Raw genomic sequence first — 20,182 nt, 5'->3', positions numbered from 1 at the left:
AGTGTTAGGTTTGGCTTGGATCCGACTGCCCGCCTGGTGGGGAAAGTCTCGATTTGACGCGGCAAATATAAGGCGTTTCGCCGAGAAACACAAGTTTTGCGGCTTGCTTTTTCATGTTTTCACCCTTTCTTTTTGTTGGCTTTGCCGTTTCATCGCCAATATTTTCGGCCAATCCGTGACGATTTTCAATGATAATCTGTATCTTTGCCCATGTTATACAGGGAACGACAACATGAACATAGAATATCAAAAAGCAAGCGTCGAGCATCAGGACGGACTGTCCAACACGCTCGGCATGGAGTTCATCTCCACGCCCGAGCCCGATACCTGCATGGCGCGCATGCGTGTAGACAGGCGCAACCGGCAGCCGTTCGGATTTCTCTCGGGCGGTGCTTCGCTGGCTTTGGCCGAGAATTTGGCCGGCGTGGGCTCCATGGCCCTCTGTCCCAACAAGATATGCGTGGGCATCAGCGTGAGCGGAAACCACGTGCGTGCCGTGCTCGAGGGCGACACGGTGACGGCTTACGGCCGGCTGCAGTTCAAGGGACGCACCCTCCACGAGTGGCAGGTGGACATCAAAAACTCTGCTCACGAACTGATTTCTACCGTGCACGTGACCAACTATGTGGTGACGCCCAAGAAAGGAACGCCGTTCGACCAGCAACCGGCGGACGAGTAATGCAGACGTGAGGTGAGAAGAAATTTAGTCAATTATGCCTACTGGCGACTGCCCGAGACCGGCCGCTGCATCTTCATGGCACAAGCCGACGGAGAGCCGGAACAGCTGAAAACGGTGGCCGATTTGGACGGACGGTCGGGCTGGGTCATGGCACCCTTTGAGCCATCGGCCGATTGCCCCATCCTGCTCATGCACCCCGACGTGGTGGAAGAACTGCCCACTGACGGGCCGCCAACGGGCGAAGCTGTCCCGGCCGCGTCCTGCCATGGAGCCCATTCCCGACTGGAATCAAAGGCAGAGGAGGGAGACGACACGGCCGAGCGACAGGTTTATCACCACGATTTCTCCAGCTTTCACCATGAAATCGCGGCCGGCCGCTTTGCCAAGCTGGTGTTGTCGCGCCGCGCTACGGTGAAGGGCGCGAACGTTCGGGCCGAGCAACTCTTCTGGAAAGCCTGTCGCCTGTATTCCCATCAGTTCATAGCATTGGTCTCCCTGCGGCACGCCGGCACGTGGTTGGTGGCCACACCCGAGGTGTTGCTCAGTGGCAACGGAGACGATTGGCGCACCATGGCCCTGGCCGGAACGATGAATGCCGGGGGCCATCGGCCGGCCGACGTGGCATGGTCGGCCAAGAACGTGAGCGAGCAACAGTGTGTGTCCTCTTATATAAAAGAGGTGTTGGAGGGCTTTGCACGGCAGGTTTCAAGCACGGGCCCCTATACCACGCAGGCCGCCCACCTGCTGCACCTGCGCACTGATTTCCATTTTTCACTGTCCGACACGGCGCATCTGGGCCGTCTGCTCTCGGCCCTGCACCCCACGCCCGCCGTCTGCGGCATCCCCAAGGAGGAGGCCCGCCGCTTCATTCTTGGGCAGGAGTCTGTTGAAAGGAAGTATTACAGCGGTTTCTGCGGGCCGCTCCAGCCTCACGGCGACACCCATCTCTATGTGTCGTTGCGCTGCATGGAGATACAGCCCGACGGCTGCCGGCTCTATGCCGGCGGCGGGCTGCTCTCCGAAAGTCGGGAAGAAAGCGAGTGGTTGGAAACCCAGAACAAGCTGCAAACCATGCTGCGTCTGTTGTGACGTCGCCCTTTTCTCCATTGTTAGTCCATCTCAAGACAGAACGTCCATGTATTCAAGCAAAGACCATGTGAATATACTCACGGCCCTGCTACTGGGCCATGGCGTGCGCCATGCCGTGGTTTGTCCCGGCAGCCGCAACTCGCCCGTCGTCCATAATCTGGCCGTTTGCCCGGAGCTGACGTGCTATCCTGTCACCGACGAGCGGTCGGCTGGCTTCTATGCACTGGGCATTTGCCAGGCCTTGGGCGAGCCGGTGGTGGTGTGTGTCACGTCGGGGTCGGCCCTGCTCAACGTTGCTCCTGCCGTGGCCGAGGCCTGTTACCAGCATCTGCCGCTCGTCGTGGTGTCGGCCGACCGGCCGGCACAGTGGATCGATCAGCTGGACGGGCAGACGCTTCCCCAGCCCGGAGCATTGGGAGGACTCGTCCGCAAGGTCGTGAACTTGGCCGAACCCCACGATGACGAGGAGCGATGGTACTGCAATCGGCTCGTCAATGAGGCCTTGTTGGCTGCCCGTCGGGGTGGCGGCGGCCCGGTTCATATCAACGTGCCCATCGGCGAACCGCTCTTCGACTACACCGTGGAGCGGCTGCCCCGCGAGCGTGTTATCCATGGGTTGCCCACCGAACCGACAGTGGTGAACCGCGACATGCTGGCCCGTTTTGAGCATGCACGCCGCCCCATGATTGTTGTGGGGCAGTTGCGGCGCGGGGCCTTTCCTCAGTCGCTTGGCGGGCGTCTGCACGCCTTGGGCTATGTGGTGTTGCAGGAACGGCTGAGCATCGCTGGCCGAACAGCCGCAGGACTCGACGAGACCATGGCACTCATCGACGGCGACGACCGCTACCTGCCCGACTTTATACTCTATGTCGGCGACACGTTGGTGAGCAAACAGGCCCGCCGATTCCTGCGTCGTGCCCGTGAGGCGGAGTGCTGGACGGTCTGCCCCGACGGCGAGATACACGATGTGTTGATGAATCTTACAGGAGTGATTGCAGCAGAACCGCGCGACGTGTTGCAACAGTTGGGCACAGCCTCCATGACGACATTTCGCGACCTCTGGGCGCCCGTGCAGCTGCGGGCGGCCCGCTACCGTGCGGTGTTCGAGCCCGATTATTCGCAGATGCTCGCCGTGAAGCGTCTTGAAGAACTGACCGAACGCAACGCCCCAGGCTCCGAAACGCACTATGCAAACAGCATGGCCGTGCGTCTGGGTTGCATCTTTTCGTGGCATTATATCCATTGCAACCGTGGCGTGAACGGCATTGAGGGATCACTCTCCACGGCTGCCGGCTACTCGCTCGTGACTGACAAACACGTCTATTGCGTCATTGGCGACCTGAGTTTCTTCTACGATCAGAACGCCCTTTGGAACCGAAACCTGCGCGGCAACCTGCGCATACTGCTGCTCAACAACGGTTGCGGCGGCATCTTCTACCAGCTCGACGGACTGGATCGGTCGCCTGCTTGCGACCGTTATGTGGCGGCCAGCCACCGCACTACGGCCGAGGGCATCTGCCGAGAAAACGGCATTGCGTATTATTGTGCCGACAATACGGCATCCCTCAACCGGCTGTTGGGGGTGCTGACCGCCGCCTGTTCAGACCGCCCCATCCTGCTGGAGGTGCAGACCGACGGGCGTGAAGACGCCCGCATTTACCAGAATTACATTCAAAATATCAAGATATGGAAAGAGACTGGAAACCCATAGCAGGATTCGACTTCAAGGAAATCCTGTTTGAATCGTATCATCACATTGCTAAAATCACCATCAACCGGCCACGTTACCGCAATGCTTTCACACCGCTTACAGTCATGGAAATGGGGCAGGCTTTCACCTATTGCCGCGACTGTCTCGACATTCGTGTGGTCATTCTTACCGGTGCCGGCGATAAGGCTTTCTGTTCGGGCGGCGACATGCACGTCAAGGGGCGTGGCGGATATATCGGCGGCGACGGCGTGCCCAGGCTGAATGTGCTCGACGTACAGATGCAAATCCGGCGGCTTCCCAAGCCTGTCATCGCCATGGTCAACGGCTACGCCATCGGCGGCGGCCACGTGTTGCACGTGGTGTGCGACCTTTCCGTGGCCTCCGAAAACGCCGTCTTCGGCCAGACCGGGCCCAAGGTTGGCAGCTTCGACGCCGGTCTGGGAGCAAGTTATCTGGCCCGCATCGTGGGTCAGAAAAAGGCCCGTGAAATCTGGTTTCTCTGCCGTCAGTATTCCGCCCACGAGGCCGAACAGATGGGATTGGTGAATAAAGTGGTGCCCGCCGACCAGTTGGAGGATGAGTGTGTGGCGTGGGCCGAGACCATGATGGAGCGTTCTCCTCTCGCCTTGCGCATGATGAAGGCCGGCTTCAATGCCGAACTCGACGGGCAAGCCGGTATTCAGGAGCTCGCCGGAGACGCCACCATGCTCTACTATACCTTGGACGAGGCCCAGGAGGGAGGCCGTGCTTTTCTGGAGAAACGGAAGCCCAACTTCGACAAATACCCGCAGTTCCCCTAAGACGGAATACCCGCAGGAAGACATTGCAACATAGCAACGTGATGCGAAAGTCGGGAGCGGGTAGTTAAAGACATAGTAACACAATAACAAGACATAGTAACATAATAACAAAAAATAGTGGTAGAGTCAAAGATATGTACGCCTCATGACCATCCGACAGATATAGATAATTTGATTTGTAAGATGATGGACATGTCCAAAAATATCCGTAGACAGTTGGGGCCAGGGTATTTGGAAAGCGTCTATAAGAATGCAATGGTTGTGAAATTGCGTAGGAATCACATTGCTTATGAGACCGAACGGCCTATCCGAGTGTACTATGACCATGTGGTTGTAGGTAACTTTAAGGCAGACATTATCGTCGAGGAACGGCTGGTTCTTGAGCTGAAGGCTGTTCAATCCTTGTCTGTTGCCCATGAAATACAGCTTGTCAATTACTTGACGGCCACGGGCATAGATGATGGATTACTCATTAATTTCGGTTCAGAGAAGCTGGAATACAGGTGAAAATACCGACTCTACACCAAGCAATTCTGAGTTTTTGCTATACCGTTGCTTTGAAGTTGCACCTACGATTAAAGTTTTGTTATTATGTTATTATGTCTTTAATCTCTGTTCTTTTGTCGGATGAAAGCAAATTATTTTGACCGTTTGCTGCACTTTAAGCAGCCGGCAGGCACGAGCAGGGGGGTGTACACCACGCACCATTCCTACTACGTCACGCTGGAACAGGACGGCGTGCAGGGGGTGGGCGAGTGCTCGGTGCTGCCCGACCTGAGTTGCGACGCGATGCCCCGGGCGCGTTATGAGGCCCTGTTGCGCGAGGCATGCCGCAACGTGGAGCGGACAGGCGAGATTCCCTACGACTGTCTGCGGCCCTATCCGTCGGTGCTCTTCGGACTGGAAACGGCGATGGCACAGCTTCGTGCCCACGGTTCGCCGGCCCTCTTCGACACGCCCTTTGCCCGTGGCGAAGAGGGCATCGTCATCAACGGACTCGTTTGGATGGGCACCTTCGAGCAGATGAGCGCGCGCATGGAGGAGAAGCTGGCCGCAGGATTCCGCTGTGTGAAGCTGAAGATTGGGGCCATTGACTGGCAGCGCGAACTGGAACTCATCCGTCATATTCGCAGCCGTTACACCCGCGAACAGATAGAGTTGCGGGTGGATGCCAACGGCGGATTCTCCCCCGACAACGCCTCGGAGCGACTGGATGCGCTGGCCCAATACGGCATTCACTCCATCGAACAGCCCATCCGCCCGCGTCAGTGGCCCGAGATGGCCCGGCTCTGCCGCGTGTCGCCGCTGCCCATTGCCCTCGACGAGGAGCTGATAGGCGTGAACGATCCGGGAGAAAAGACGCGGCTGCTCGACGAGCTTCGCCCAGCCTACATCGTGTTGAAGCCGAGCCTGCACGGCGGCATGGCAGGCTGTCGCGAGTGGATAAGGCTGGCCCGCGAGCGGGGCATCGGCTCGTGGATTACGTCGGCTCTGGAAAGCAACGTGGGGCTCAATGCCGTGGCCCACCTCTGCGCCGAGGTCTATGGACCCCATATTCTCATGCCGCAGGGGCTGGGCACGGGAATGCTCTATACCGACAACATCGACATGCCCCTGCAAATACGAGGAGACAAACTATGGTTCTTGAAGAATTCCTGACCGAATGGAACGCTCCCGGCGACCGGTTGCTGGTGCACACCAGCGGCTCCACGGGCACACCAAAACCGCTGTGGGTGGAGAAGCAGAGGATGCTCAACTCGGCCCGTATCACCTGCGACTTTCTCGGACTGACGGTGGCCGACACTGCCTTGCTCTGCATGAATCTGGACTATATCGGGGCCAAGATGATGGTGGTGCGCAGTCTGGAGCGGGGCATGAGGCTGGTATGCGTGCCCCCCACCGGCCACCCGGCCGCCGCGTTGTCGGTCGAACAGCGTCGTCCCGGGGCCATCAGCTTTGCCGCCATGGTGCCATTGCAGGTCTACAATACACTGCAAGTGCCTGCCGAGGAGGCTTGGCTGCGCAACGTGAGACAACTCATCATCGGCGGCGGGGCCGTTGACGACAGTCTGGCCCGCCGTTTGCGCCGCTTCCCCAACGCCGTGTGGAGCACCTATGGCATGACCGAAACCCTCTCGCACATCGCCCTGCGCCGCCTCTCCGGCCCAAAGGCCAGCGAGTGGTACACGCCTTTTCATGGCGTGCAGCTCGGTCAGGATGCCGCCGGCTGCCTCGTCATCGACGCACCGTTGGTGCACGATGGGCGCCTCGTTACCCACGACCGCGTGGAGCTGTTGCCCGGCAAGGGCTTCCGCATACTGGGCCGCAAGGACAACGTCATCGTGTCCGGCGGCATTAAGATACAGATAGAAGAGGTGGAGAAGGCCTTGAGGCCGTTTCTCGCCAAGCCTTTCCTCATTACGAAAGCCCCGTCTGCAAAGTATGGCGAAAAGGTGGTGCTGCTCACCGAGGCCACCGACATGACCGAAGTGGCAGAGCTTTGTACGAATGCCCTGCCCCAGTACTGGGTGCCTCGAAAATATGTCCACGCCGACCATATTCCCCTGACAACCAACGGAAAACCCGCCCGCGCCGAGGCCGAAAAGCTGGCCTTGCAAAACCCATGAGCCCTGCGGCGAATCCTCGCCGCAGGGCTCATTTTAAGTGATAAATTCAGAATCGCATCCTTGCCGCAGGGCTCATTTTAAGTGATAAATTTAGAATCGCATCCTTGCCGCAGGGCTCATTTTAAGTGATAAATTTAGAATCGCATCCTCGCCGCAGGGCCCCTTTTAAATTTTGAACTCCGATTTGCATCTTCGCCGCAGGGCCAATTTTGAATTTTGAATTCTGAATTTTGAATTGCCCTCACCCTTCCCTGAAGAAGTCGAGCGCCTCCTTGATGTCGTCTTCGCCGGCCGTCTGGTTGATGCGGATGTCTCCAATATTGCCCAGCAGGGTGAAGTTGATGGTGCCGGCCGTGTTCTTTTTGTCGTGACGCATCAGCGCAATCAGTTCGTTGTAGTCGTCACAGCTGATGGTGAAGCGGCCATAGTGGTCGCGGATGAACTGTACTGTCTGGTGCATCTTCTCCGTGGGGAATCCCGTTTTCAGGGCCGAGAGATAGAGTTCGCACACCAGTCCGTAGGCCACGGCGTAGCCATGGAGGATAGGTGTAGCCTTATCCTGCTTGCGCAGCGAGAAACTTTCAAAGGCGTGCCCAAAGGTATGGCCGAGGTTCAAGGCCTTGCGCAGCCCTTTCTCATAGGGGTCTTTGCCGACGATGCGCTCTTTCACCTGCACCGACTCGGCCAGCAAGCGGGCCAGTTGCTGCAGGTCGGGCCGTTCCAAATCGAAGTTGAGCAGCTCGGCCCAATGGCTCTCCGAGGAGATGAGCCCGTGTTTCAGCATCTCGGCATAGCCCGAGCGCAGGTTCCGTTCGTCGAGCGTACGCAGGAACTCCGTGTCCAGAAGCACGCGCTTGGCATCGTTGAACACACCTATTTCATTCTTCAGTCCGTCGAAGTTGATGCCCGTCTTGCCGCCCACCGAGGCGTCGACCATGGCTAGCAGCGTGGTGGGAATGTTGATGAAGTCGATGCCGCGCTTGAACGTCGATGCTGCAAAGCCTCCCAAATCGGTTACCATTCCTCCCCCCAGATTGATGAGACAGGAGTGGCGCGTGGCCCCGCCCTGACCCAGTTGCCGCCACACATGGGTCAGCGACTCCAGGTCCTTGTGGGTGTCGGAGGCAGGGATAGTGATGAGCCGGGCCCCTCGCAGACAAAAGAAATTCCGAATGAGCGGCCAGCACTGGGCCGCCGTGTTGTCATCGGCGAGCACAAACAGCCTGTCGTGCTCGCACTCGGAGAGGGCCGTGGCCAGCTCCGTCTTCAAATTATTCGATATAATAACGCTCTGCTCCATAATCATATTTTGTTTTCTTTAATTACAAATATAGTGATAAATCGAACAATGTGGAACCAATTATGACTACATATTAAGTCTTTTTAAGGGAATTGTCGCCCGTATTGCGCACACCCTCCCGTGCGTGTGCAGGTTTTTGACGCCGATGAAAAAACGGGAGATTTCGGCACCGCCATTAAACCCTTGCGGCGCAAACGCGTCATAAGGGTATCATCAAGTCAAGAACCACAGCTTATCAATCAAGGTATGAAGAAGAGCCTCCTCCTTGCCCTCCTGATGCTGACGTCAGTGATGGCCGGAGCCCAGAAGCGGGAAATATCGGGCGTGCTGGTCGACAAGGACTCGCGCGAACCCATTCCCATGGTCACCGTGCAGCTGCTGAAGATGGACTCCACGTTTGTTGCGGGAGCCATATCCAGCGACAGCGGCAAGTTTGTCATTCAGGCGCCGGCCAACGGGCACTATCTGCTCAAGCTGTCGAGCATTGGCTATGTCGCCTCGTTCAAGCGGCTGCTGATGCAGGACGACCGCGACCTCCGCATGGGAACGGTGGTAATGGGCTCGGATGCCGTGATGCTGAAAGAGGCCCGAGTGACGGCCCAGGCCCTCAAGGTGACGCTCAAGGAAGACACCTTTGTCTACAACAGCGCGGCCTATCGCACGCCCGAGGGCTCCACTATAGAGGAACTGGTGAAGCGGTTGCCCGGTGCGCAGGTGGACGACGACGGCAAGATTACCATCAACGGCAAGCAGGTCAAGAAGATTCTTGTGGATGGAAAGGAGTTCATGACGGGCGACACCAAGACGGCCATGAAGAACATCCCGACCTCGATCATAGACAAAGTGAAGTCGTATGACCAAAAGAGCGACCTCGCACGGGTGACGGGAATCGACGACGGCGACGAGCAGACGGTGCTCGATTTCGGCACCAAGCCCGGCATGAACAAGGGGCTCATGGCCAATGCCGACATGGCTGCGGGCAGCCAGAGCCGCTATTCCAACCGCCTTTTCGGCGGCTATTTCAACGCCGACTGGCGCATCTTCGGCATGGGCAATGCCAACAACGTGAACGACATGGGCTTTGGCGGCCGGGGCGGATTCGGCCGCGGCCGCAACGGACTCAACGCCACCAAGATGACAGGAACCAACATCAACTACGAGAAAAAGGACTTGCTGAAGATTGACGGCAGCGTGCGCTGGAACCATAACGACGGCGATGTCTACACCAAGTCGTCGTCGGAGAACTTCGTGAGCCGGGTGGGCTCGTTCTCCAACAGCCTCAGACAGAACTTCTCGCGCGGCAACCAGTGGAACGCCCAGGCCCGCATCGAGTGGACGCCAGACACGATGACCACCATCACTATCCGCCCCACGGCCAGCCTGAATAGCAGCGACGGCATCACGGGAGGTATGTCGGCTGCCTTCAATGCCGACCCCTACACCCTGACCGACGACCCTTTGGCCGACGCTTCGCTGGCCCGACTGGCCGCCGACAGTCTGCTGGTGAACACCAGCCACACGGTCAACCTGACCTACTCCAACAGCAAGAGTGCGGGCATGATGCTGCAATTCAACCGACGGCTGAACGCCAGCGGCCGCAACATCACGCTGCGGGCCGACGGCAATTACGGCCGCAACGACAACAAGGCACTGTCTGCCAACAACGTGCATCTCTACCAAATCCAGAACCGGCAAGGCCTTGATTCCACCTACCAGACCAACCGCTACACGGTGACTCCGGCCCGTAATTGGAACTACACGCTCCAGGCCACCTACAGCGAGCCCCTCTGGCGCGCCACGTTCCTACAGCTGCGCTACCGCTTTGCCTACAGCTACAACAAGAGCGACCGCTCCACCTACGACTTCTCCAATCTGGGCGAAGACTATTTCGCCGGCGCGCTGCTGGGCTACCGCACGTGGGACAACTACCTCTCCCGGCTGGCCCGTCCCTACACCAGCTATCTGAACAGCGACCTGAGCCGCTACTCGGAATACAGGAACTACACGCACAGCATCGAGCTGATGTTCCGCATGATTCGGGAGAAATACCAGCTCAACGCCGGCGTGCTGGCCCAGCCCCAGCGCTCCCACTACGTGCAGGACTATCAGGGCCTCAGCGTGGACACCGCGCGGCGGGTGTCCAATGTGTCGCCCACGTTCGACTTCAGATACCGGTTCAGCAAGGTGAGCAACCTGCGTATCAACTACCGGGCCAACACCTCGCAGCCGGCCATCAGCGACCTGCTCGCCGTCTACGACGACTCCAACCCGCTCAACATCCGCACGGGCAACCCGGGGCTGAAGCCCTCGTTCACGCAGAACTTCAACTTTTTCTACAACAATTATTCGGAGCAGAAGCGGCAGGCGGTCATGACCAACCTGCGGTTCTCCACCACGCGCAACGCCATCAGCAGCAGGGTGACCTACAACGAGCAGACGGGCGGCCGCCTGACACGCCCAGAAAACATCAACGGCGACTGGAACCTGAACGGCGCTTTCATGTTCAACACGCCGCTCGACACGGCCGGCTACTGGAACATCAACACCTTCTCCACGGTGGGCTATGAGAACAACGTGGGCTTCGTGACGCTCGGCCGCACGGCCGATTCGCAGAAGAACACGTCGCGCGACCTGCAGCTGGGCGAGCGTTTCTCGGGCAGTTACCGCAACGACTGGCTGGAGGTGGAGCTCGACGGGTCGCTGTCGTACCGCCACACCCGCAACAACCTGCAGGCCACAGCCAACCTCGACACCTGGCAATTCTCCTACGGGGCCAACGTCAACGCCACCATGCCTTGGGGCACCACGCTGGCCACTGACGTGCACATGAGCAGCCGGCGAGGCTATGCCGACCAGTCGCTCAACACCAACGAGCTGGTGTGGAACGCCCAGATTTCGCAGGGTTTCCTGTCCGGGCGGCCGCTTACGGTGATGCTTCAGTTCTACGATTTGCTGCACAACCAGAGCAACCTGAGCCGCACGGTGTCGGCCCAGCAGCGCAGTGACACGGAGTACAACTCCATCAACAGCTATGTCATGCTCCGCGTGAACTACCGGCTCAACGTCTTTGGCGGCAAGAACGCCCGTCACGACATGCACGGGCCCGACATGGGGCCCGGCGGCCGGCGCGGTCGCGGCGGAGGCCCCGGCGGCGGGCCGGGTGGCTTTGGCGGCCACGGCAGGTTCGGGGGCGGGCGTCCCGGCGGCGGCTTCGGCGGCCCGTCCATGGTGGATTAAGGTTTCGGCGGGAAACCAAAACGCCGCAAAGGCAAAACAACAACGGCGTAATCGCAATGCGATTACGCCGTTTTCGCGTGGCGTCTGCACCGTCGTCGCGGTGCGATTACGCCGTTGTGGTCAATAGAAGGCCCGTATGCCCGCAAAGAAGCAGCGCGGCGAGCCCGGCCCGTAGATGTAGCCCGAGTCGCGGTTCCAGCCGCGGTCGAAGTCGTTCTGGTAGGCATTGGCCAGGTTTTGCACGCCGGCATTGAGCTCCAGCCCGAGCGACGTGCGTGTGGGCAAGGCGTAGGCCAGCTTCAGGTTGAGCACGAGAAAGTCGCGCACGCGCACGGCCTCGGGCCGGCTTATGCCCGACCCGGCCAGATGGGGCACCAGCATGTGGCCCGTGTAGTTGCCCGAGAGGGACACGGACAGACGGCTTGCCGGGGCGGACGACAGGGCGAAATAGGCATAGGTGTCGGGTGTGCGCATCATGCGGCGTTCGGCCGGGGCCTCCTCGTCCCAGGTCTGCGGCGTGTGGTATCGGCTCTGCTGCAGGGTGAGTCCGGCCTGCAACGACACCCATCGGCCGTAGGCCAGCTTGCCCTCCAGGTTGGCGCCGGCCACATGGGCCGCGCTGGCATTGTAGCGTTCCTGCACGTGGGTGCCGTCGGGCAACTGCTCGCTGAGCTGCCGCAGACCGAACACGTCGGTGAGACGGGTATAGAAAGCCTCGCCCAGCAGGTTGACCTGCAGCCCGCCCCACTGGCCTACCCAGTCGGCCGACAGGCTGAAACTGTGCGACCGTTCGTGCCTCAACCCCGGGGCGGCAACGGTCATGATGCGCTCGCCGCCCGCCAGCCCGACGTGCAGTTCCTCGTCGAAGGCCTGGGGTGCACGGAAGCCAGCCGCATACGATGCCCGCAGGCTGACGGGCTCGGCAGGGTTGAACCGCAGGTTGACGCGGGGGCTGAGGATGGCCCGGTGCACCAGATTGTGACGGTCTATGCGGCAGCCGGCGAGCAGGCTCCACTGCCGGTTCTTCCATTCGTTCTGGGCAAATGCGCTCCAGATATTGACGCGCTGCTCCAGGTGCCGGCCGTAGCCGGGGATGCGGTCGTCGAGTCCCGTGTGGTTGTACTCGGCTCCCAGCGTGAGGTTGGCGGGCATCAGGAGCAGCCGGTCGAACCGCCGCGTGTACTGTGTACCGGCCACATAGGTCAGGTCGCGCGTGCGGCCGTAGGCTTTAAGAGCGTTGGCGCGGTCCTCGTCGGAGGCGTTCTCGCCCGTGCCGCCGTAGTAGCTCTTGCGCGCCGTGTGGTGGAAAGAGAAGTAGGCCTTGGCCTGGTGGCGGGCCTCTGCCGAGATAAAGTCGTAGGCCAGATTGCCTCCATTGATGCTGTGCTCTATCTGTTCGGTGATGTTGGCCTCGTGCGGCGCGCGGTCGAGCAGGTTTCCTCCGCGTCGGAACTCGCTCAGGTTGTGGTACTGCAAGGTGAACTTGGAGTGTGGGTTCAGCCGCAGGAACGAGCTGAAGCCCACGGTGGTGTTGTTCAGATTGGGCAGTTCGGTGTAGCCGTCGTGGTCGTGGTCGTAGCCCGGCCGGTAGTGGTGCTGGCCGTAAAGATAGAGTCCCGCGCGGCCGTCGTCGGTCACGAGCGAAGCGTTGGCCGTGGTGTTGTTTTCCCAGCTGCCGGTGCCGCCGATGGCTGTGAGCAGGTGCGAGAACTCGCCGGAGTTGCGCAGGGGCTCCTTGGTAATGACATTGATGGTGCCGCCGATGGCCGAAGCTCCGTAGAGGGCCGAGCCGCCGCCGCGCACCACCTCGATGCGCTCGATCATGTTGGAGGGAATCTGTTCCAGTCCGTACACGCCGTTGAGTGAGGAAAAGATGGGGCGCGAGTCGATGAGAATCTGTGAATAGTGGCCGTCGAGTCCGTTGAGGCGCACCTGCGAGAAGCCACAGTTCTGGCAGTTGGTCTCCGTGCGCACGCCCGGCTGGAAGTTGAGCCCCTGGGCCAGCGTGCAGGAGTTGGTGGCTTGGAGCAGTTTGGCGTCGATGATGTTGACCAGCGACGGAGCCTCGCGGCGCAGGGTGACGGTGCGGTTGGACGAAACCACCACCTCGTCGAGCGATATTTCGTCGGGTGTCAGCTCAAAGTCGAGCGTGCTTGCAGCGGCTGTGGGCGCGAGGGTGCGGGTCTGCGTGCGGTAGCCCGGGGCCTTCACCTCCACGATGCACTGCCCTTGGGGCAGCCAGGGTAGCCGGTAGCCGCCGTCCGACCCGGCGGAAACGACGATGTTGGTGCCCGCCACGCTGACCACGGCATTGGCTATCGGCGTGCGTGTGCCGCGTTGCACGATGCTACCGGAAAGTTGGGTGCGGCTGCGAGCCGGCGTTTCAGGCACGTTGGCCGGCCGGGCGTGGCAGGGGAGGGAGGGGGTGGCGAGACAGAGCAAAAGAGCTGCTCCCGCCAAGTGTTGACGGGCGGACGCAATCCGGCATGGGGATAGTTTTTGGTTGGTTTCCATATAAAAATGGGGGTGAAAAATGATTAAACTTTGAGTTCTGCCGGCCGTTTGTCCGGCATTCGGCTGCAAAATTAATCATTCGCACCGCATCCTGCAATACTCAAAATTGGGTAAAATGCAATGGGCGAACTGCCCGTTCCGCCACGTTCCGGAAACAAAAGAAGGCGTTTCCAGCCATGGCGGGGTATGGTGGGAGGGGGATTCGGGGGTGGGGCAGGCCGGAGTCAGGGCGTGTCGTCGGCCCAGTCGTCGCCGTCGTCGAAGCCAAACAGGGCCGGATCGACAAAGGCATCCATGGCCCGGCGGTCTTTCTTGGTGGGCCGGCCCGTGCCGCGGGCGCGATCCACGAAGCCGCTGATACGGCTCATCTCGAGCAGTTCGTACTGCTTGGGGTCGGTGACGTTTTCGTAAACCTGGGGCACCAGTTTGGGCCCCACGCGCTGCTCGATGCAGGCCAGCACCTTGAAACTGTAGGTAATGGGCGGCTTCTTCACGCTGACCACGTCGCCGGCCTTGACCGTGTGGCTCGGCTTGACGTTGGTTCCGCCAATGGTCACCCGGCTGTTCTTGATGGCGTCGACGGCCATGGAGCGCGTCTTGTAGATGCGGGCTGCCCAGAGCCACTTGTCGATGCGGGCCGATGGGCCGCTCTTGGGCATGCGGGGTTGGGAGGTTTCGGGGGTCATTGCTTGTGTTTGCCTAATTTGTTGTATTGGTTCATCGTGTTGCCGATGCCCTGCAGCACGAAACTTTTGATGATGTCCACGCCCAGGTCGAGCGTGGGCTGTAGCTGTTTCAGCTCGTCTTCGGAGTATCGGCCCAGCACCCAGTCGATTTGCCCGCCGCGCGGATAGTCGTTGCCCACGCCCACGCGCAGCCGCGCAAACTCGTCGCCGATGAGCTGGATGATGTGCCCCAGCCCGTTGTGGCCGCCGTTGCTGCCGTTGGCTTTCAGACGGAAGTCGCCGAGCGGCAGGGCCACGTCGTCGCTGACGACGAGCAGACGGCCTTGGTCTATGCGCTCCTCGTTGAGCCAATAGCGCACGGCGTTGCCGCTGAGGTTCATGAAAGTGGTGGGTTTGATGAGCATGATCTTTCGGCCCTTGAGCATGGTCTGGGCCACGAAGGCGTAACGCCTGTCCTCAAAACAAATATTGGACGCTTTGGCAAAAGCGTCCAATATCATGAATCCTGTGTTGTGGCGGGTACCGGCATATTCGGCGCCGGGGTTGCCCAGACCACAAATCAAGTACTTGTCCATTCAGCGACGATTACTCAGCGGCAGTGCTTTCCTCCTCGGTAGTGGCGGCGGCAGTGGCTGCGTTACGTGTCATCTTGACGGAGCAAACCACCACATCCTTGCTGGTAGCAATCTCGATGCCCTCGTAAGAGAGCTCGCCCACCTTGATGCTCTTGCCAATCTTCAGGGCTGTTACGTCCACGTCGAGGTGCTCGGGAATCTGCTGGTAGGGAGCGGTCACGTTGATTTTGCGGATGGAGAGGTTCATGCGGCCGCCGTCGCGCACACCCTGGGCAAGGCCCACGAGCTTCACGGGAATGCCGATGGTGATGGGCTTCTGGTCGTTCACCTCGAAGAAGTCAACGTGCAGGGGAGCGTCGGTCACCGGGTGGAACTGAATCTCTTTCATCACGGCCGTGTGGTCTACACCGTCAAGATTGACCCTGATGACATAGATATGAGGTGTGTAGATGAGCTTGCGGAGTTCGCTGAAAGAGACTGCGAAAGCAATGGCAACAGGCTTGCCATTCTCCCTCTCCTCGCCATAAAGGTTGCAGGGAACGAATCCTTCCTTGCGGAGAGCCTTGGTGGCTTTCTTGCCTACGGTCTCACGCTTCTTGCCGGAAATACTAATTTCTTTCATGATTTTACTTTTAATGGTGTTACTCTAAATTAAAATGATATTAATTCGCCATCACACTGGAAATCACTTTACCAATCTGAAAAAGCGGTGCAAAGGTAGTATTTTTATTTGTTTACGCCAAGAATTGTGCAAAGTTTCTCTAAAAAACCGAAGTTTTATTCCCGTAATTCTTGCATGTCAAGGGATTTTTGACTACTTTTGCAGTGTAATATCAACAAAACGCAACGTAAAGTAAGAATAATGATCAATAGGGATTTAATTCGCATTAAGGTCGTTCAATTAACCTATGCTTACTATCAAAACGGCAACAAGAATATGGACACCGCCGAGAAAGAGCTGCTTTTCAGCCTGTCCAAAGCATACGACTTGTACAATCATTTGCTGCAACTCATCGTGGCTGTCACCCGCGAAGAGCGGCACCGTTGTGACGTGCTCACCCAGCGTGCAGAGCGTGAAGGCGGTGAGGCACCCTCGCAGAAGTTTGCTTTCAACCAGTTTGCCGTGCAGTTGGAAGAGAACAAAATGCTCAACGGATTCATTGAGGACAAGAAGCTGACTTGGGACGACGACATCGAATTCGTGCGTAAACTCTGCAACCAAATAGAGCAGTCCGAGGCCTACAACGAGTATATGGCCGAGCCCACAACCGACTATGATACCGACCGGGAGCTGTGGCGCAAGCTCTATCGCCAGCTCATTCAGGAGAATGCCGACCTGGATGCCCTGCTCGAAGAGAAGAGTCTCTATTGGAACGACGATAAGGAAACGGTGGATACTTTCGTGCTGAAGACCATCAAACGGTTCGATCCGAAGAACAAAAACAAGCAGGAACTGCTGCCCGAATACAAGGACGAGGAGGACAAAGACTTTGCCCGCAAGCTCTTTCGAGCCACTATTCTCAATGCCGATACCTATCAGCGGTACATGAGCGACACGTCGCGCAACTGGGATTTTGGCCGCCTAGCCTATATGGATGTGGTGATTATGCAAATCGCCATCGCCGAAATGCTCACGTTTCCGGGCATTCCTGTCACGGTGACCATCAACGAATATGTGGAGCTTGCCAAGCTCTATTCCACGCCGCGTAGCGGCTCTTACATCAACGGCATGCTTGACGCCATAGCCCGTTACCTCATTCAAAACGGCAAGATGATGAAGGAAATGCCCGAGCTGCGCCAGCGCAGACCCGAGTCCGACTATCGTCGTCGCGAGGGTGGCGGCGGCCCTGTGCGCTTCGTGCACCGGCCGCGCGTGAACGAGCAACTGGCCCCACAACCTGCGTCTGAGCCGGTTTCCGCCGAGCCACAACCGGAACCGGGTGACGGGGAACCGCAGAGCGGGCCGGAAGAGACACAGGAGTGACGCACCCCTGCCAACGTTATAAACATATAAAATCAGACAATTAAATAATGAGTACATTCGTATTGGCTGCACAGGCAGCCCAAGGAGGCGGCATGAGTGGCATGCTAATTATGCTGGTGGCCATCTTTGCCATCATGTGGTTTTTCATGATTCGTCCGCAGCAGAAGAAGCAGAAGAAGCTTCGTGAGTTCCAGAACGCCCTGCAAGAAGGGACTAAGGTGGTCATCGGCGGTGGCATTTATGGCACTGTGAAGCGTGTCGACCTGAACCGAAATGCCGTGGAAGTCGAGATCGACCGCGGCGTGGTCGTGACGGTTGACAAGGGTTATGTGTTTGCCGACGCAGCCCAGCAGCAACCTAATGCATAGTCTGAAGCAGATATATCAACTGGTCAGGAACTTCTTGTTTGGCTGGATGCACAAGGAGTTTCTGATTTTTCTGTTCTTTCTTGCCTTGAGCGGCATCTTCTGGTTGATGATGACTCTCAACGAGACCTACGAGAAAGAGTTTCCCGTGGCCGTGCGTTTGGTTGGGGCTCCAAAGAATGTAGTGATGACCTCCAGCATGTCGGATACGGTGCGGGTCACCGTGCGCGACAAGGGATTCATGCTGCTTTCTTATTCCATGAGCGACGGATTGCATCCCGTGCAGCTCAATTTCAACACCTATGCCAACAAGCAGACGGGCCACGGGCAAGTGCCGGTGGGCGACTTGCAGAAGTATGTTCGCCAACAGTTGTCGGCCTCGTCGACACTCACCGGCCTCAAGGCCGACCGGCTGGAATTCTACTTCAACTATGGCCGCAACAAGGAAGTGAAGGTGCGATTGTCGGGACATATTGTGCCGGCCAAGAACTATTATCTGGCCCATGTGCAGTTCTGGCCCGAGCGAGTGACCGTCTATGCCAGCAAAAGCAAGCTGGACAGCCTCGAAAATGTGCTCACGGAGTACCTCGATATAGTGAACTTTGAGGATACGGTGGTATGTGAGGTGAGGCTCAAATCAATGCCTGGCGTCAAGATAGTGCCGCAGAGCGTGAAGCTCGCGCTCTATCCCGACATCCTGACTGAAGAGAGTGTCGAGGTGCCCATCACGACCATCAACAAGCCCGACGACTTGGTGGTGCGCACGTTCCCACAGCGTGTCAAGGTGAGCTTCACAGTGGGGGCGAGCATGTACCGTCTGATTAAGGCGACCGATTTTCAGGTGGTTGTGGATTACCGTGAGGTGGCCGCGCATCCCTCGGATAAGTGTAAACTCTATCTGCGGGCCAAGCCACAAGGGGTGAACAGTGCCCGGTTGGAGGTGCAACAGGTGGATTATCTCATCGAGCATCAATGATGCGGATAGCCATTACAGGAGGCATTGGCAGTGGCAAGAGCCACGTATGCCAGCTACTTGAAGCCCGCGGCATTAAGGTTTATGACTGCGACGAGGCCGCCAAGCGACTGATGCGTACCGACCTGCAACTGCAAGCCGACCTGCAAAGACTGGTTGGCGAGGGTGTCTATATTAATAAGGTGTTGCAGAAACCGGTGCTTGCCCGCTTCTTGTTGGCCTCAGAAGCCAACAAACAAGCGGTGAACGGCGTGGTGCATCCTGCCGTAGCACGCGACTTCATGCAGAGCGGATGCCAGTGGTTGGAGAGTGCCGTCCTCTTTGAATCAGGCTTTGATCGTCGTGTCCCTTTCGATGTCTACGTGGGCGTAACGGCCCCGACAGAAGTACGCTTGAACCGGGTGATGCAGCGCGACAACCTGTCGCACGAGCGGGCCATGGCCTGGATAGACAGTCAGATGCCCCAGCAGGACATGGCGCAGCGCTGCCACTACGTGATAGAAAATGACGGCCACCACGACTTGAACAAGCAAATCAATGGATTATTCAACTATTTAAACATAAAAGCAAAAAATGGAGACAATACTTTCGATTGCCGGTAAGCCCGGGCTGTACAGGCTGGTGTCGCGCGGCAAAATGAATCTCATCGTAGAGACAATTGACGAGGCACACCGCCGCATACCGGCCTTTTCGAGCGACCGCGTGACGAGTCTGGGCGACATTGCCATGTACACTGATGCCGAGGACATCGCCCTTTGGGAGGTGCTTGCTAAGGTGGGCGAGAAAGAAGAACAGAAGCCTTGCTCCCTCAACTACAAGAAATGCACGTCCCAGGAGCTGCGTGCTTACTTTGCCGAGGTGCTGCCCAACTTCGACCAAGACAGGGTGCACGACAGTGATATAAAGAAACTTTTGCAGTGGTATAACATTCTGGTGAACAACGGTTACACCGATTTCAAGTCTGTGCTGGCCCCGACCGAGGGTGACAACGCGGACGATAGCAAGGACGCCGAATAGAGCAACACCAGTCCCCCATTGCCCCAACGGCGGTGGGGGACTGGTGTATCTGGGTGTCTCCACGAGAAAGCGTCAATATGTCTGCCATTGTATGACATCATGTCATACGGCTTGCGTTGGTACGGGGTTTGTCCTATGGAGGGTGTAAACAATGATGTTTAACACTTTAATGATAGGAGATATGACAATGTACACACGTAACAATTGGCTTCCAGAAGTTTTTAACGACTTCTTTGATACAAACAGAATGCCCCGCACCAACGCCACGGCCCCGGCCATCAACGTGCTGGAGAGCGCCACGCAGTACACCGTAGAGCTTGCTGCACCCGGACTGAAGAAGGAGGATTTCGATGTCAACGTCAATGCAGACGGCGACCTGACCATCAAGATGGAGAGGCAGCAGAAGTCTGGCGACGACCCCGCACACTACCTGCGGCGCGAGTTTGCTTACGCCAAGTTCGAGCAGACGCTCATCCTGCCCGACGATGTAGACCGGCAAAAGATTACCGCCCGCGTGGCCGACGGCGTGCTCACCGTAGACCTGCCCAAGGTAAGCCGGCAGGAGCAGCAGGTAGTTCGTTCCATCGAGGTAGGCTAATGGCAGCCCGAGCCCGCATTAGGGCAA

General features: G+C 58.2%; 20 protein-coding genes. 14 read left to right on the top strand and 6 right to left on the bottom strand.

Annotated elements, in window-relative coordinates:
- Window positions 1-4 precede the first annotated feature (4 nt).
- Window positions 5-172, bottom strand: a complete 168-nt coding sequence (locus L888_RS14645) for a hypothetical protein (protein WP_169732667.1) — start codon at window positions 170-172, stop codon at window positions 5-7.
- A 60-nt stretch (window positions 173-232) separates the two neighbouring features.
- Between L888_RS14645 and L888_RS0105130 the strand changes: the two genes are divergently transcribed.
- From L888_RS0105130 to L888_RS0105100, 7 genes are all read left to right on the top strand, one after another.
- A complete protein-coding gene (locus L888_RS0105130) occupies window positions 233-679 on the top strand; it encodes a PaaI family thioesterase (RefSeq protein ID WP_005846264.1) in 447 nt (148 codons plus the stop codon).
- A 12-nt stretch (window positions 680-691) separates the two neighbouring features.
- The gene (locus L888_RS0105125; RefSeq protein WP_027952102.1) at window positions 692-1,768 is read left to right on the top strand and encodes an isochorismate synthase; all 1,077 of its coding nucleotides are present in this window, start codon (window positions 692-694) and stop codon (window positions 1,766-1,768) included.
- 46 nt (window positions 1,769-1,814) lie between these two features.
- Complete coding sequence (gene menD / locus L888_RS0105120) at window positions 1,815-3,479, top strand: 2-succinyl-5-enolpyruvyl-6-hydroxy-3-cyclohexene-1-carboxylic-acid synthase (RefSeq protein WP_027952101.1); 1,665 nt, start codon at window positions 1,815-1,817, stop codon at window positions 3,477-3,479.
- Window positions 3,455-4,279: a 1,4-dihydroxy-2-naphthoyl-CoA synthase gene (gene menB / locus L888_RS0105115; RefSeq protein WP_005846270.1), complete on the top strand. Its 825-nt coding sequence runs from the start codon at window positions 3,455-3,457 to the stop codon at window positions 4,277-4,279. The genes menD and menB overlap by 25 nt, the downstream gene beginning before the upstream one ends.
- Before the next feature lie 183 nt (window positions 4,280-4,462).
- Entirely contained in the window at window positions 4,463-4,786 is a 324-nt protein-coding gene (locus L888_RS0105110; RefSeq protein ID WP_044248693.1) for a GxxExxY protein, read from the top strand.
- Between the two features lie 120 nt (window positions 4,787-4,906).
- Complete coding sequence (locus L888_RS0105105) at window positions 4,907-5,938, top strand: o-succinylbenzoate synthase (RefSeq protein ID WP_027952099.1); 1,032 nt, start codon at window positions 4,907-4,909, stop codon at window positions 5,936-5,938.
- Window positions 5,917-6,906 (top strand): AMP-binding protein, encoded by a 990-nt coding sequence (locus L888_RS0105100; protein ID WP_027952098.1) that lies wholly within the window; start codon window positions 5,917-5,919, stop codon window positions 6,904-6,906. The genes L888_RS0105105 and L888_RS0105100 overlap by 22 nt, the downstream gene beginning before the upstream one ends.
- Window positions 6,907-7,147: 241 nt before the next feature.
- On the opposite strand, the gene aroB is transcribed toward L888_RS0105100, so the two are convergent.
- On the bottom strand, window positions 7,148-8,206 hold the full coding sequence (gene aroB, locus L888_RS0105095; protein WP_027952097.1) for a 3-dehydroquinate synthase: 1,059 nt from the start codon (window positions 8,204-8,206) through the stop codon (window positions 7,148-7,150).
- Between the two features lie 246 nt (window positions 8,207-8,452).
- Between aroB and L888_RS0105090 the strand changes: the two genes are divergently transcribed.
- Window positions 8,453-11,443 carry an outer membrane beta-barrel protein gene (locus tag L888_RS0105090; RefSeq protein ID WP_027952096.1) on the top strand — a complete coding sequence of 997 codons (2,991 nt, stop codon included), beginning with the start codon at window positions 8,453-8,455 and terminating at the stop codon, window positions 11,441-11,443.
- A 120-nt stretch (window positions 11,444-11,563) separates the two neighbouring features.
- Here L888_RS0105090 and L888_RS0105085 read toward each other — a convergent pair whose 3' ends face one another.
- The 4 genes from L888_RS0105085 to L888_RS0105070 all read right to left on the bottom strand — a co-directional run bounded on the left by L888_RS0105085 (window position 11,564) and on the right by L888_RS0105070 (window position 15,840).
- Complete coding sequence (locus L888_RS0105085; protein ID WP_027952095.1) at window positions 11,564-13,957, bottom strand: TonB-dependent receptor; 2,394 nt, start codon at window positions 13,955-13,957, stop codon at window positions 11,564-11,566.
- 224 nt (window positions 13,958-14,181) lie between these two features.
- Window positions 14,182-14,643 carry an RNA-binding S4 domain-containing protein gene (locus L888_RS0105080; RefSeq protein WP_044248689.1) on the bottom strand — a complete coding sequence of 154 codons (462 nt, stop codon included), beginning with the start codon at window positions 14,641-14,643 and terminating at the stop codon, window positions 14,182-14,184.
- A complete protein-coding gene (gene pth / locus L888_RS0105075; protein WP_005846286.1) occupies window positions 14,640-15,218 on the bottom strand; it encodes an aminoacyl-tRNA hydrolase in 579 nt (192 codons plus the stop codon). The genes L888_RS0105080 and pth overlap by 4 nt, the downstream gene beginning before the upstream one ends.
- Before the next feature lie 10 nt (window positions 15,219-15,228).
- Window positions 15,229-15,840: a 50S ribosomal protein L25/general stress protein Ctc gene (locus L888_RS0105070; RefSeq protein WP_005846288.1), complete on the bottom strand. Its 612-nt coding sequence runs from the start codon at window positions 15,838-15,840 to the stop codon at window positions 15,229-15,231.
- A 240-nt stretch (window positions 15,841-16,080) separates the two neighbouring features.
- Between L888_RS0105070 and nusB the strand changes: the two genes are divergently transcribed.
- The 6 genes from nusB to L888_RS0105040 all read left to right on the top strand — a co-directional run bounded on the left by nusB (window position 16,081) and on the right by L888_RS0105040 (window position 20,155).
- The gene (nusB, locus tag L888_RS0105065; protein ID WP_027952093.1) at window positions 16,081-17,202 is read left to right on the top strand and encodes a transcription antitermination factor NusB; all 1,122 of its coding nucleotides are present in this window, start codon (window positions 16,081-16,083) and stop codon (window positions 17,200-17,202) included.
- 47 nt (window positions 17,203-17,249) lie between these two features.
- Window positions 17,250-17,570 (top strand): preprotein translocase subunit YajC, encoded by a 321-nt coding sequence (gene yajC / locus L888_RS0105060; RefSeq protein WP_005846292.1) that lies wholly within the window; start codon window positions 17,250-17,252, stop codon window positions 17,568-17,570.
- A complete protein-coding gene (locus L888_RS0105055; RefSeq protein WP_027952092.1) occupies window positions 17,563-18,543 on the top strand; it encodes a CdaR family protein in 981 nt (326 codons plus the stop codon). Before yajC ends, L888_RS0105055 begins: the two co-directional genes overlap by 8 nt.
- Window positions 18,543-19,142 (top strand): dephospho-CoA kinase, encoded by a 600-nt coding sequence (coaE, locus tag L888_RS13400; protein WP_044248709.1) that lies wholly within the window; start codon window positions 18,543-18,545, stop codon window positions 19,140-19,142. Before L888_RS0105055 ends, coaE begins: the two co-directional genes overlap by 1 nt.
- A complete protein-coding gene (locus tag L888_RS0105045; RefSeq protein WP_027952091.1) occupies window positions 19,114-19,557 on the top strand; it encodes a DUF5606 family protein in 444 nt (147 codons plus the stop codon). Before coaE ends, L888_RS0105045 begins: the two co-directional genes overlap by 29 nt.
- A gap of 181 nt (window positions 19,558-19,738) precedes the next feature.
- Window positions 19,739-20,155: an Hsp20/alpha crystallin family protein gene (locus L888_RS0105040; protein ID WP_015310347.1), complete on the top strand. Its 417-nt coding sequence runs from the start codon at window positions 19,739-19,741 to the stop codon at window positions 20,153-20,155.
- Window positions 20,156-20,182: the final 27 nt, after the last annotated feature.

The sequence above is a fragment of the Hallella seregens ATCC 51272 genome (genome assembly GCF_000518545.1).
Classification (GTDB): Bacteria; Bacteroidota; Bacteroidia; order Bacteroidales; family Bacteroidaceae; genus Prevotella; species Prevotella seregens.
This window is presented reverse-complemented; position numbering and strand designations above follow the sequence as displayed.

Coding starts and splice junctions, on each gene's coding strand:
- L888_RS0105130 (WP_005846264.1), top strand. CDS start 233: ATGAACATAGAATATCAAAAAGCAAGCGTCGAGCATCAGGACGGACTG.
- menD (WP_027952101.1), top strand. CDS start 1,815: ATGTATTCAAGCAAAGACCATGTGAATATACTCACGGCCCTGCTACTG.
- menB (WP_005846270.1), top strand. CDS start 3,455: ATGGAAAGAGACTGGAAACCCATAGCAGGATTCGACTTCAAGGAAATC.
- L888_RS0105110 (WP_044248693.1), top strand. CDS start 4,463: ATGATGGACATGTCCAAAAATATCCGTAGACAGTTGGGGCCAGGGTAT.
- L888_RS0105105 (WP_027952099.1), top strand. CDS start 4,907: ATGAAAGCAAATTATTTTGACCGTTTGCTGCACTTTAAGCAGCCGGCA.
- L888_RS0105100 (WP_027952098.1), top strand. CDS start 5,917: ATGGTTCTTGAAGAATTCCTGACCGAATGGAACGCTCCCGGCGACCGG.
- aroB (WP_027952097.1), bottom strand. CDS start 8,206: ATGGAGCAGAGCGTTATTATATCGAATAATTTGAAGACGGAGCTGGCC.
- L888_RS0105090 (WP_027952096.1), top strand. CDS start 8,453: ATGAAGAAGAGCCTCCTCCTTGCCCTCCTGATGCTGACGTCAGTGATG.
- L888_RS0105085 (WP_027952095.1), bottom strand. CDS start 13,957: ATGGAAACCAACCAAAAACTATCCCCATGCCGGATTGCGTCCGCCCGT.
- L888_RS0105080 (WP_044248689.1), bottom strand. CDS start 14,643: ATGACCCCCGAAACCTCCCAACCCCGCATGCCCAAGAGCGGCCCATCG.
- pth (WP_005846286.1), bottom strand. CDS start 15,218: ATGGACAAGTACTTGATTTGTGGTCTGGGCAACCCCGGCGCCGAATAT.
- L888_RS0105070 (WP_005846288.1), bottom strand. CDS start 15,840: ATGAAAGAAATTAGTATTTCCGGCAAGAAGCGTGAGACCGTAGGCAAG.
- nusB (WP_027952093.1), top strand. CDS start 16,081: ATGATCAATAGGGATTTAATTCGCATTAAGGTCGTTCAATTAACCTAT.
- yajC (WP_005846292.1), top strand. CDS start 17,250: ATGAGTACATTCGTATTGGCTGCACAGGCAGCCCAAGGAGGCGGCATG.
- L888_RS0105055 (WP_027952092.1), top strand. CDS start 17,563: ATGCATAGTCTGAAGCAGATATATCAACTGGTCAGGAACTTCTTGTTT.
- coaE (WP_044248709.1), top strand. CDS start 18,543: ATGCGGATAGCCATTACAGGAGGCATTGGCAGTGGCAAGAGCCACGTA.
- L888_RS0105045 (WP_027952091.1), top strand. CDS start 19,114: ATGGAGACAATACTTTCGATTGCCGGTAAGCCCGGGCTGTACAGGCTG.
- L888_RS0105040 (WP_015310347.1), top strand. CDS start 19,739: ATGACAATGTACACACGTAACAATTGGCTTCCAGAAGTTTTTAACGAC.